The sequence below is a fragment of the Colwellia sp. BRX8-5 genome, from assembly GCF_014077325.1.
Classification (GTDB): Bacteria; Pseudomonadota; Gammaproteobacteria; order Enterobacterales; family Alteromonadaceae; genus Colwellia_A.
On sequence record NZ_JACGVR010000014.1, the window covers coordinates 1 to 12,594 of the forward strand.

Here is a 12,594-nt window from a genome sequence, read left to right on the forward strand (position 1 = left end):
CTTTATATGAAGGAATAATATGAAAAGTATCAAACTATTAGCGGGATTTTTAATTGGTTGTTTTTTATTTAATGCCAATGCGGAATCAGCAATAAACTATAGTTATTGTGAGCGCGATTGCAAAATGGAATATAACTTTTTTAAGACATATGCTAGAGAAGGTTCGTCTTTGGCAAACTTAGCGATGGCAATCATGAATTATAGAGGTCATGGGCGTGAAATAAATATACCTTTAGCCAATAAGTTACTGATCCGAGCAGCCAGAGATGGTGAGCCTGGTGCAATGTATCAACTTGCTTATAATATGATGTATGGTTTACACATGGAGCAAGATCTTGAAAAAGCACTCGTTTGGTTTAAAAAAACCGAAAGGTTTAATGTCTTAAACACTAAACGTAATGTTAGTTTGCTAACGCTGCTTTTAAATGAAGAGCAAGTTGAAAAACGACCTTCAATAAAAGCATTACTGAGTAAAGCGAGCCAAACAAAAGAAGAGCGGTTGTCTAACACAGAAAATGATGATGGCATCGAGCATATTGCAGTGACTCATCAGTTCTACTGGGATTATATTTTGTACAATGCCGAGCTGCAAACTTGCACGGTAAAATGTTTACCAACGTCATTCAATACCCTAGTTCCTTTAATTCATGTTGTTAACGAGCAAGCACTGTTGAATGAATTAACATTAGCGGTTAGCGCTAAAATTTAATAATCAATTAATAGCTAGATATTAACCATATGCTGTCAATGCTATGGCAATGGTTATAAAGCTTATCTCACATTAGCAACCCTTTTGGGGCTGCTAATGTGGCTGCATTTTAATTTTAAGGATGAAAAACATCGTAAAAGTAAATTTCAACTTTAACCGCTATTACATCATCAAGTCATAAAATTACCGATGTTTATCGCTTCAAGTTAGGTCATGCATTCACTTTGATCATGGCGTATTTCAATAGATATGTGTGATAACTGTGGTAAAAATCCTTTTAAAATACGTTCATATTCGTTTGAATCTAAAGGCTCGGCAGAGGTTACTTTAAGAATTGCTGCTTGGTGTGCGCTTGCTATTTTCCAAACATGAATATCGTTGATCACGCTATTTTTTTCACTTAATACCGCTGAAATTTCATCCATGGTTGATTTATTTATCGATTTATCAAGCAGTACTTCACTTGATTCTTTAATTAATCCATAAGACCAACGCAAGATAACGATGGCACCGACAATCCCCATGAGTGGATCCATCCATAATAAACCAATATATTTACCCACCAATAAGGCAACAATCGCTAATAAAGAGGTGAGGGTGTCCGCCAGTACATGAAAGTAGGCGGCTTTCATCGTATGGTCGTGCTGGTGCTCGTGGTTGTGGTCATGGTGGTGGTGATGGTGATCATCATGTAAGATGAAAACAGAGGCAACATTCACCAGTAACCCTATAATCGCAACAACGATTGCTTCGTTAAAATGAATTGATAGCGGGGCTGACAATCGCTGAGCAGATTCAATTATCATCATCAATGCGACAATCGCTAATGCAATTGCACTGGCAAAACCACCTAAAGAGTTTACTTTGCCTGTTCCAAAACTAAAGTCTTTATTACTGGCATGCTTTTTAGCATAAGAGTAAGCAAAAATAGCAATAAGAAAAGCGGCAGAATGAGTGCCCATATGCCAACCATCAGCAAGCAGAGCCATAGAACCAGACCATGTACCAGCAGCAATCTCAAGTACCATAATGATGGTTGTTAGCCAGAAAACAATTTTTACTTTATTTTCATGAAGCTTACTGTCAATACCAAAATCGTGCGAGTGTTCCCACTGAATACCACTATCTTTTTTCATTAAATATCTCCATCGGTTGCTTAATGCAGTTAGTCATAGCATCAATATATTTTTTGGAATATACTATACCCTAGTATACTACAATTCAAGTAAAGGAAATTTATGTCACATACTGCCGCCGGAAATAAAAAGCTGCTTAGTCGTGTTAGACGAATAAAAGGCCAATCAGTTGCTCTAGAGACTGCTTTAGAAGGAGAGCCCGATTGCATGGCTGTTTTGCAACAGGTTGCTGCAATAAAAGGTGCGGTTAATGGTTTGATGAAAGAAGTGCTAGAAGCTCATTTACGAGAGCATTTAGGTGCGGAGGATATGACAAAAGAGCAACGATTAGCAGAAGTAGAAGATGTTATTTCTATTCTTAAAAGTTACTTAAAATAATCACCGTAATCAACACCGATGAAAAGTAGTGATTAATATTTTTTATTGAATAAAAAAAACAGTTATGTAATCATTTATTATTATCATAATATTTTGTTGGCTACTTTGAGATTTCTTTTCCCTAAAACATTAATAGTATTGTTCGTATGTTTGGCCTTTGTTGGTCAGGCAATGGCCTCTACTAGTATGGCTTATCAAATGATAGGTATGAAGGTAATGAATGCGCAGCCACAAGATATGTCTATGATGGATCACAGCGACCACATTATGGCTAGTGACTCAACTGAGCAGTCAGAAAATACAAAAGAAGATTGTTGTACGTCTTCATGTAAATGCTCTGCTGGCGGTTGCTCTATGGTTATCGCATTTATCAAAGGTATTGCAGGTAACGGACCTGTTGCTAATTTTTCAGCTAAGATCTTTTCTTCTTCTAGTTTGGCTTTAAGCCAACAACCAGCATCTTTGTACCGCCCACCAATATTAAGCTAAATACAGGATAAATGCCTCCAAATTTTGGACCATTTATATCATTACTCTTGTATTAGGCTCTTTTGATATTGCGTTGTTATAACAACTTATCACTGATAAAAAACCTAATTAATCAAAAATATTAATTGATATCCCTCTTGGAGGGGTTATGTTTTCAAAAAAATTCACACCAAAATTAATGGCAGACTTTGTTGTTGGCTCAGATAATAAAGTGCCTGCACTTGCTACTGTGACGCGACCGTTAACATGGGTTCTGACAAACGGTGTTCCATTAAGGAATATGCTGATGAATAATCACAACATCAATAGTAAGTTTTACTTAAAATACAGTGCAGGGCTGCTTGCTTTGATTGTCATTTCTGCCAGCGCCTCTGATGTTAAAATGGTTAAGAGCCCGCCACCATTGTCTTTTATAAAGGCAGTTAAGGTCGCTCAAAAAAATGATCCTTGGTTAACGGGGAATGTTCATCAACAAAACGCTCTTGAATCGATGAGCTCAGCTGCTAGTACCTTACCCGATCCTAAAATGTCAATTGGCTTGGCAAATTTACCGACTAACGGTTTTGACTTTGGTCAAGAAGGTATGACGCAAATTAAAGTGGCTATTTCACAAATGTTTCCACGTGGCGACAGTCTAGCGATTAAAAGCCAACAACTAAAAATTGAAAGTGAAGCGTTTCCCTATCAACGTAAAGACAGAGAATCAAAGGTTGCGGTTACCGTAGGAAGTTTATGGTTGGACACCTATCGAGTTCAGCAAAGTATTGTTTTAATTGAAAAAAATAGATCGTTATTTGAACAGTTAGCTGATGTAGCAACTGCAAGCTATTCATCGGCTTTAGGTAAAACTCGTCAACAAGATATTGTTCGTGCGCAATTAGAATTAACCTATTTAGAAGACAGGTTAGATAAATTAGCACAGCAGAAAAATCACTATGAAGGCATGCTTTTACCCTGGCTAAACACATTTTATAAGACGGGTAGTACTATAGATGAAGCGTCATTACTAACTGACTTTTCTTCACATGATATTGTAGTCAGTCATCAATTACCGCAACTAGAGTTAATGAATAGTCACTTAGTTTTGAAAGAAAATTGGCTTACACCAGGAGAGTTGCTGCCATATTTTTCAAATCACCCGGCGGTTATTGCTGTCGATAAGAAGGTGACTGCGACCAAAACAGGGATAAATTTGGCGCAGCAAAAATATAAAACTGAATGGGGTGTAAATGCAAGTTATGGCTATCGTGGCGATGATGCTATGGGAGGAAGTCGCGCCGATTTATTCTCTATAGGCGTAACTTTTGACATCCCCCTTTTTACTGAAAACCGACAAGACAAAGAAGTTCAATCGGCGATATCTCAAGCAGAAGCGGTGAAAACCGAAAAGTTACTATTACTAAGACAACTGCTAGGTGCTTACTCGAGCGCCAAAGGAAGACTATTGCGCTTAAACGACAGACAAAATTTATATAAAAATAAATTATTACCACAAATACATGACCAAGCAGAAGCCTCTTTGACTGCTTATACCAATGATGATGGCGACTTTTCAGAAGTTGTTCGCTCACGTATTGCCGTGCTAAACGCTGAAATCGACGACCTAACACTTAATGTAGAAGAGCAGAAGATAAGGCTTGAGCTTAATTATCTTTTTATTGGCGGTGCCAATTCGGTCGCTATACAAAACAAAAATAGCAAACTGGCTTTAGACAAAAGTAGACGAAATACGATTATTTCGGGAGAAAAACAATGAGCACATCTACCTCAACAAAATCCGCTAAACCATTAGTTCTTGGCATTATTATTGGTGGGATGCTGACTGTTGCTCTCACTAAACTTATCACTTCGGGCAGTAACTCAGTATCGGATGTTACGTCTAAAGAGAAAGTGCCACTTTATTGGGTCGCACCAATGGATGCCAATTATATCAAAGATAAACCGGGTAAATCACCGATGGGCATGGATTTAGTACCCGTTTACGATGACGGTGGCAAAGGACCCGATGAAGGTCCCGGCACCATTCGTATTTCACCTGATGTTGTTAATAATTTAGGCGTACGCACGGTAAATGTTCAATATAAAAAGCTCAATAGCCAAATTAATACCGTTGGTTATGTTACGTATAACGAAGATAAGCTTGTTCATATTCACCCTCGTGTACAAGGGTGGATTGAGAAGCTCTATGTGAAAGCGGTTGGAGATCCAGTTAAAAAAAATCAGCCATTATATGATATTTATTCTCCTGAGTTAGTTAATGCCCAAGAAGAGCTACTGCTGGCATTAGAGAGAAAAAATAATCGATTAATTAATGCGGCAGAAAATAGATTATCAGCACTACAGTTACCTAAACTAGCGATTAAAGAACTAAAGAAAACGCGAAAAGTACAGCAAAAAATAACTTTTTATTCACCACAAACTGGTGTTGTTGAAAGTCTAAATATCCGTGAAGGTTTTTTTGTAAAGCCAGGTACAACATTAATGTCGGTAGCTAATTTATCAGAAGTCTGGGTTGAGGCTGAGGTGTTTGAAAGGCAAGCAAGTTTAGTTAAAACCGCGTTACCCGTTACCATGACACTTGATTATTTACCGGGTCAAAAATGGCAGGGACAAGTGGACTATATTTACCCAATACTTGATGCTAAAACACGTACTGTGAAAGTACGTTTACGTTTTAATAATGAAGCGGGTGACTTTAAGCCTAATATGTTTGCAGAAATTGCCATAGATACAACAAGTGATAAACGAACACTCATTATTCCTAAAGAAGCGTTAATTCGCACGGGTAATCAAGACAGAGTTGTTTTGGCATTAGGAGAAGGCAGTTTTAAGTCAGTTGAGGTTTCTGTTGGGCGTTATGGCAGTGACAGTGTTGAAATACTAACCGGCCTTACTGATGGCGATAAAGTCGTGAGCTCGGCACAATTCTTATTGGATTCTGAATCGAGTAAATCTTCTGACTTTAAACGTATGCATTATCAGCTGGAACAAACAACGTCTGACTCAAATGACTCAAATGACTCAAATGACTCAATAGCGATGACGATGAGTGATAGCAATGATAACGTTATCAAAGAGAGTGTTTCCTCTGCAACAGTCAATGGTACCGTTATTTTGACCATGGTAAATCATCGAATGGTGACTATCGACCGAGAAGCCATTGTGAAATGGGATCGAGAAGCCGATAGAGTCGATTTTATTGTCGATGAAAAGGTTGATATGACCTTATTTTCAATCAATGCCTATGTGATGTTTACCTTTGAAATTCGCGCGGGTAATTTTATTATTGTTAGTGCTATGGCAATGTCGGCACCTGGCGTCGATACAAATAACATGACTAACGACGAAAGGAAATAATGATGATCACTGCTATTATTCGATGGTCTGTTGGTAATCGGTTTTTTGTCTTACTTGCAACATTATTACTGGTGGCTGCTGGTTTATATTCTGTCAGCAAAACGCCTATTGATGCACTACCAGATTTATCTGATGTGCAAGTCATCATAAAAACAAGTTACCCGGGTCAAGCGCCACAAGTTGTTGAAGACCAAGTTACTTATCCCATTACTACAGCGATGTTGTCCGTGCCCGGCGCAGTTACGGTAAGAGGCTATTCATTTTTTGGTGACTCTTATGTTTACGTTATTTTTGATGAAGATACCGATCTTTACTGGGCACGTTCAAGAGTTCTTGAGTATTTAAGTCAAGTTGCCCCAAACTTACCCAGTGATGCTCGCCCTCAATTGGGTCCCGATGCTACAGGCGTGGGCTGGGTATATTTGTATGCCCTAACCGATAAAACTGGTCAACATGATTTAAGCCAATTACGGAGTTTACAAGATTGGTTCTTAAAATTTGAGTTACAAACCGTGCCTGGCGTTTCGGAAGTTTCTGCTATTGGTGGCATGGTTAAACAATATCAAGTACAAATTAACCCAGAAAAACTGCGTGCTTTTGGTATACCTCTCTCTCATATACAACAGGCCATTAAACAAGGTAATCAGGAAATAGGTGCATCAGTTGTTGAGATGGCAGAAGCCGAGTATATGATCAGGACAACAGGTTATATTAAAAGTGTCAGTGATTTAGAAAACATTCCGCTAGGGGTTAACGAGAAAGGAACACCGCTGTTATTAAAAGATGTTGCCGATATAGGCACAGGTCCGCAAATGCGTCGTGGTGTTGCTGAGTTGAACGGTGAAGGTGAAGTTGTTGGTGGTATTGTGGTGATGCGTTTTGGCGAAAACGCACAGCAAGTCATTAATCGTGTTAAAGATAAACTGGAAAAACTCAAAAAAGGTTTGCCCGAAGGCGTTGAGATAGTACCTGTATATGACCGCTCTGCCTTAATTGAACGCGCAGTAGATAATTTAGCCTACAAGTTGCTCGAAGAATTTGGGGTAGTCGCATTAGTGTGTATTATCTTCTTGTTTCATGTTCGCTCTTCTTTAGTGGCAATTATTAGTTTACCGGTAGGTATATTAACCGCTTTTATCATTATGCACTTGCAAGGGCTTAACGCGAATATTATGTCGTTGGGCGGTATTGCTATTGCTATTGGTGCGATGATTGATGGCGCAATTGTCATGATAGAGAATATGCATAAGCATATGGAAAAAACGCCATTAACAAAAGAAAATCGCTGGCAAATCGTCACAGAATCAGCCAGTGAAGTTGGGCCGGCATTATTTTTTAGCTTATTAATTATTACCGTCAGTTTTGTGCCGGTATTTACTTTAGAAGCACAAGAAGGACGAATGTTTGCTCCACTCGCTTTTACTAAAACCTATGCTATGGCGGCTTCTGCGGCGTTAGCTATTACCTTAGTTCCGGTACTTATGGGCTATTTTATTCGCGGTAAAGTGTTAGCAGAGCATAAAAATCCGGTTAATAGATTTCTGACCTTTATTTATATGCCAGCCTTGAAGAAGGTTTTACATTTTCCAAAAATCACTTTAGTTGCGGCATTAGCTGTGTTGGCTATTGGCATATATCCATTGGATAAAATTGGTAGCGAATTTATTCCACCACTTGATGAAGGTGACTTGATGTATATGCCGACAACCTATCCAGGGATTTCTATTGGTCAAGCTCGTCAACTTCTTCAACAAACCGACAAATTGATTAAAACCGTCCCCGAAGTACAAACCGTGTTTGGTAAAGTTGGTCGAGCTGAAACCGCAACAGATCCTGCGCCACTGACTATGATAGAGACTTTTATTCAGTTAAAACCTCATGACCAATGGCGAGAGGGCGTAACCACAGAGAGCTTAAAGAAAGAACTTGATGCGTTAGTCAAACTACCCGGAGTAACCAACGCTTGGGTTATGCCTATTAAAACGCGTATTGATATGTTGGCAACCGGTATTAAGACACCGGTAGGCATAAAAATAGCGGGGCCACAACTGGACGTTATTCAAGAAATAGGTCAGCAAATAGAAGTCATTTTAGCCGATGTTCCCGGCACAGCGTCCGTTTATTCAGAGCGAGTTGCCGGTGGCCGTTATATTAAAATAGATATCCAGCGAGAAAAAGCTGCTCGTTATGGCCTAAATATCGCAGAAATTCAACAAGTGGTGGCAACGGCTATTGGTGGAATGAATGTTACTAAAACGGTAGAAGGTTTAGAGCGATATCCCGTTAATTTACGCTATCCACAAGATTATCGTGATTCGCCTGAACAATTATCTTCACTGCCCATAGTGACGCCAAACGGACAACGTATTTCGTTAGGTGATGTTGCCAATATCATAGTAGAAAATGGACCTCCGGGCATTAAATCTGAAAATGCTCGACTCAATGGCTGGGCTTTTGTTGATATTGATGGCGTTGATGTCGGAACCTACGTTGAAGCGGCGCAACAAGTGATTGCTGATAAATTAATCTTGCCTGCTGGCTACTCTATTACTTGGGCTGGACAATATGAATATATGCAACGTGCTAAAGCTAAGCTGACTTATGTGGTGCCATTAACTTTATTTATTATTATTATTTTACTCTATCTGAATTTTAGGAACGTTATTGAAGTGGCGATGATTATGGGAACTTTACCCTTTGCGATGGTAGGAAGCATTTGGTTAATGTACTTAGAAGGCTTTAACTTCTCAGTTGCTGTTGGCGTTGGTTTTATTGCGTTAGCCGGTGTTGCTGTAGAGATTGGGGTTATTATGTTGGTGTACCTCAATCAGGCTTACCAATCGATGCTAAGTGAACACCGCTTAGAAGGTATCATCACTAAAAAAGAAGATGTACTACAGGCTGTTTTACATGGCGCTGGGATGCGTGTTCGTCCTGTTATGATGACTGCTGCTGCTATTATTGTTGGTTTACTCCCTATTTTATATGGCACAGGTACGGGCTCTGAAGTGATGAGTCGTATTGCCGCACCTATGGTTGGCGGTATGTTGAGCGCGGTTATTTTAACATTACTGGTTTTACCAACGCTGTTCTATTTATGGCGATCGTCATCGATAAAATAGTGGCGATAAAAATAGTTTAGCAATCACCCTAATATTCATCGAGGTTATGGCGTTTTAAAATAGCGCCCGTACTTTTAAGTCTCATTGATGGTAGGGTAGTTGGGTAAAGTTTTATAAAGCATTGTGTACAAACTAATGAGGGAAAACTATGAACGAAAATGACAAAATAAAAGCATCCGATTTATTTGTGCAAGCATTAGAAGCCGAGGGGGTCGATCATATCTTTGCTGTTCCCGGCGAAGAAAACCTCGATATGCTCGAGTCCCTTCGCAAGTCGTCGATAAAATTAGTGTTAACTCGCCATGAACAAGGCGCAGGATTTATGGCGGCAACTTATGGACGCTTGACTAATAAAGCTGGCGTTTGTTTGGCAACATTAGGTCCAGGAGCAACAAATTTAGCTACACCTGCGGCCTATGCTCACTTAGGTGGTATGCCCTTAATTATGATCACCGGACAAAAGCCAATTAAAAAATCTAAGCAGGGCCAGTTCCAAATTATTGATGTAGTTGGCTTGTTTGACCCCATTTGCAAAATGTCTAAACAAATTGTCCATGGCAATACGATTCCGTCATTAGTGCGTGAAGCTTTCCGTCTCAGTGAAGAAGAGCGCCCGGGTGCTGTATTATTAGAGTTGCCTGAAGATATTGCTGCTGAAGATTGTACGGCAGGGATTATGACACCCCATAAACGTCATTATGCAGGTCCTAATGAGGTGGCACTCGAGGAAGCGGTTACGTTAATAAAGGCCGCTAAAATGCCGTTAATACTTATTGGAGCGGGCGCGAATCGTCAAAATGTTCGAGAGGCAATGTGTGATCTTGTTCACACAACACGTATTCCCTTTTTTGACACTCAAATGGGAAAAGGAGTTGTTGATGAACGCTCAAGTCTCTTTTTAGGCACTGCAGCGTTATCATCTGGTGATTATTTACATTGTGCGATTGAACGTGCAGATTTAATTATTAATATTGGACATGATGTTATTGAAAAACCGCCGTTTTTTATGGAGCAAGGGGGTAAAAAAGTTATTCATGTTAACTATAAATCTGCGAAAGTTGATCAAGTATATTTTCCTCAATCAGAAATTATTGGTGATCTCGCGGCGTCTGTGACTGCTTTAAAAGATAAGTTAGCAGGAGAAGTAAAGTTTGATAGAAGTTATTTTGATAAGGTAAAACTCGCCATAGATGAGCATCTTGAAGAAGGAGCTGACGATAATCGTTTTCCTATTATTCCTCAGCGCTTTGTTGCAGACATTCGAAAAGTCATGGGTGAAAAAGATATCATCGCCTTAGATAACGGTATGTACAAACTTTGGTTTGCCCGTAATTATAAAGCTTATCAACCTAATACGGTACTACTCGATAATGCCCTCGCTACAATGGGCGCTGGTTTGTCATCAGGTATGATGGCAGCAATGTTAAACCCTGACCGACGTGTGATGGCAATATGTGGGGATGGCGGTTTTATGATGAATTCACAAGAATTAGAAACAGCAATTCGTTTAGGCTTGAACCTAGTGATCACCGTGTTAAATGATAACTCTTATGGAATGATCCGTTGGAAGCAAGCCAGCTCTGGCTTTGCAGATTGGGGCTTGGAATTTAAAAACCCTGATTTTGTTAAATACGCAGAAAGTTACGGCGCAACCGGGCACAGAGTTACCTCTGCTGAAGATATCATTGCTACCTATGAAAAAGCATTCTCAGCGGGAGGTGTTCATCTTGTTGAACTTCCGGTTGATTACTCTGAGAATCAAAGGGTATTGATTGATGAATTGGCAGCAAAGGTTTGTTTAATATAAACCTTTTATTATAATATCGCTTGTCAGCAAGCATTTTTTAACTTAATAAAGAGCAGATTATGGCCGACTTAGACAAAAATAGTACCGCTGAAACACTCGATGTGGTTAACCCTTATGACCAAACTTATGTAGGATCAGTTCCAACGGTAACGTGGGATAAAATTGATGAATATTTAGAGACTGCCCAGCAACTCTTCAAAGATCGTAAGCAATGGCTACCTGCCTTTAAGCGGATAAATATTCTTAAAAAAGCGGCGGTGCTAATCTCACAACGAGCTGATGAATTAGCGTTACTCATCGCAAGTGAAGGCGGAAAGCCGCTGGTCGATGCTCGTGTAGAAGTTACCCGAGCTATCGATGGTGTAGAGCTTTGCGCAAAAGAAATATCGGCATTAACAGGTAAGCAAATACCGATGGATTTAACTGAAGCTGGAGCGGGGCGAATTGCTTTCACCAGCAAAGAGCCTATCGGAGTTGTGGTTGCTGTTTCAGCCTTTAATCACCCATTAAATTTAATTGTTCATCAAGTGGCTCCTGCGATAGCTGCAGGTTGTCCGGTGTTAGTTAAACCGGCTCGAGATACACCATTATCTTGTCAGGCATTCGTTGATATTATGCACGAAGCGGGATTACCACCTCAGTGGTGTCGCTTTATTACGTGCGAGACATCAACGTCTGAAAGAATGATCACCGACCCTCGCGTCGCCTTTTTTAGTTTTATTGGATCAGCTAAAATTGGTTGGATGTTACGTTCTAAATTAGCGCCAGGAACACGCTGTGCATTAGAGCATGGTGGCGTTGCCCCGGTTATTATCGAAGAAAGTGCCGATATTGCAGCAATGATCCCGAGTTTGCTTAAAGGTGGTTTTTATCATTCGGGGCAAGTATGTGTTTCTGTACAACGTATTTTTGCGCCTCGAAATAAAGCTCAAGCCATTGCAAAAATGCTAGCTGATGGCGCTGAAAAGCTCGTTGTCGGTAACGCTATTGATGAAACAACCGAATGTGGGCCATTAATTCGTCCCAAAGAAGTCGATCGTGTTGAAGAGTGGGTTAATGAAGCCGTGGCTGGTGGCGCAACACTTGTTACCGGCGGTAAACGCTTGGGTGATACTACTTATGCGCCAACAGTACTGCTTGAACCGCCAGTCGATGCAAAAGTTTCTAACATGGAAGTTTTTGGTCCAGTCATTTGTGTTTATGGCTATGATGATATTGACCAGGCTATTGCTCAGGCTAATTCACTAGACTATGCTTTTCAGGCATCGGTGTTTACCAAGAATCTTGATGTTGCGATGAAGGTGATACAGGAATTAGACGCTACAGCTGTAATGGTCAACGACCATACTGCCTTTAGGGTTGATTGGATGCCTTTCGCTGGGCGCAAAAGTTCAGGATATAATACCGGAGGCATAGCTTACACTATGCATGATATGTCTCAGGATAAGATGGCCGTTATTAAGCTCTAATACAGTAAGCGCTAATACAGTGAGCTTTAATATAGTGAAATAAATAGTCTCTATAAAATAAAAGCGTCTTTAGTTGTTACCAAAGACGCTTTTTTATTCGCTCTATACGCACTTTCATGCGGCGCCT

The 12,594-nt window shown here is 39.9% G+C and carries 9 protein-coding genes; 8 read left to right on the top strand and 1 reads right to left on the bottom strand.

Annotated features, from left to right (window positions below; all coding sequences use genetic code 11):
- Positions 1-19: 19 nt before the first annotated feature.
- A complete protein-coding gene (locus H4J62_RS10935; RefSeq protein WP_182215909.1) occupies positions 20-709 on the top strand; it encodes a tetratricopeptide repeat protein in 690 nt (229 codons plus the stop codon).
- 206 nt (positions 710-915) lie between these two features.
- Here H4J62_RS10935 and dmeF read toward each other — a convergent pair whose 3' ends face one another.
- Positions 916-1,845, bottom strand: a complete 930-nt coding sequence (dmeF, locus tag H4J62_RS10940) for a CDF family Co(II)/Ni(II) efflux transporter DmeF (RefSeq protein ID WP_182215910.1) — start codon at positions 1,843-1,845, stop codon at positions 916-918.
- Positions 1,846-1,947: 102 nt separating this feature from the next.
- Between dmeF and H4J62_RS10945 the strand changes: the two genes are divergently transcribed.
- The 7 genes from H4J62_RS10945 (at position 1,948) to H4J62_RS10975 (ending at position 12,467) form a co-directional block, all read left to right on the top strand.
- Positions 1,948-2,223 (top strand): metal/formaldehyde-sensitive transcriptional repressor, encoded by a 276-nt coding sequence (locus tag H4J62_RS10945; protein ID WP_182215912.1) that lies wholly within the window; start codon positions 1,948-1,950, stop codon positions 2,221-2,223.
- A 138-nt stretch (positions 2,224-2,361) separates the two neighbouring features.
- On the top strand, positions 2,362-2,712 hold the full coding sequence (locus tag H4J62_RS10950; protein WP_259364897.1) for a hypothetical protein: 351 nt from the start codon (positions 2,362-2,364) through the stop codon (positions 2,710-2,712).
- 286 nt (positions 2,713-2,998) lie between these two features.
- Positions 2,999-4,468 (top strand): TolC family protein, encoded by a 1,470-nt coding sequence (locus H4J62_RS10955; RefSeq protein ID WP_182215988.1) that lies wholly within the window; start codon positions 2,999-3,001, stop codon positions 4,466-4,468.
- On the top strand, positions 4,465-6,069 hold the full coding sequence (locus H4J62_RS10960) for an efflux RND transporter periplasmic adaptor subunit (protein ID WP_182231338.1): 1,605 nt from the start codon (positions 4,465-4,467) through the stop codon (positions 6,067-6,069). Before H4J62_RS10955 ends, H4J62_RS10960 begins: the two co-directional genes overlap by 4 nt.
- A gap of 2 nt (positions 6,070-6,071) precedes the next feature.
- Positions 6,072-9,191, top strand: a complete 3,120-nt coding sequence (locus H4J62_RS10965; RefSeq protein WP_182215918.1) for an efflux RND transporter permease subunit — start codon at positions 6,072-6,074, stop codon at positions 9,189-9,191.
- A gap of 166 nt (positions 9,192-9,357) precedes the next feature.
- A complete protein-coding gene (locus H4J62_RS10970) occupies positions 9,358-10,998 on the top strand; it encodes an acetolactate synthase large subunit (RefSeq protein WP_404842396.1) in 1,641 nt (546 codons plus the stop codon).
- Between the two features lie 59 nt (positions 10,999-11,057).
- Positions 11,058-12,467 carry an aldehyde dehydrogenase family protein gene (locus tag H4J62_RS10975; protein ID WP_182215922.1) on the top strand — a complete coding sequence of 470 codons (1,410 nt, stop codon included), beginning with the start codon at positions 11,058-11,060 and terminating at the stop codon, positions 12,465-12,467.
- Positions 12,468-12,594: the final 127 nt, after the last annotated feature.

What these genes read in the sequence shown, in the direction of transcription:
- H4J62_RS10935 (WP_182215909.1), top strand. Translation starts at nt 20, where the DNA reads ATGAAAAGTATCAAACTATTAGCGGGATTTTTAATTGGTTGTTTTTTA.
- dmeF (WP_182215910.1), bottom strand. Translation starts at nt 1,845, where the DNA reads ATGAAAAAAGATAGTGGTATTCAGTGGGAACACTCGCACGATTTTGGT.
- H4J62_RS10945 (WP_182215912.1), top strand. Translation starts at nt 1,948, where the DNA reads ATGTCACATACTGCCGCCGGAAATAAAAAGCTGCTTAGTCGTGTTAGA.
- H4J62_RS10955 (WP_182215988.1), top strand. Translation starts at nt 2,999, where the DNA reads ATGAATAATCACAACATCAATAGTAAGTTTTACTTAAAATACAGTGCA.
- H4J62_RS10960 (WP_182231338.1), top strand. Translation starts at nt 4,465, where the DNA reads ATGAGCACATCTACCTCAACAAAATCCGCTAAACCATTAGTTCTTGGC.
- H4J62_RS10965 (WP_182215918.1), top strand. Translation starts at nt 6,072, where the DNA reads ATGATCACTGCTATTATTCGATGGTCTGTTGGTAATCGGTTTTTTGTC.
- H4J62_RS10975 (WP_182215922.1), top strand. Translation starts at nt 11,058, where the DNA reads ATGGCCGACTTAGACAAAAATAGTACCGCTGAAACACTCGATGTGGTT.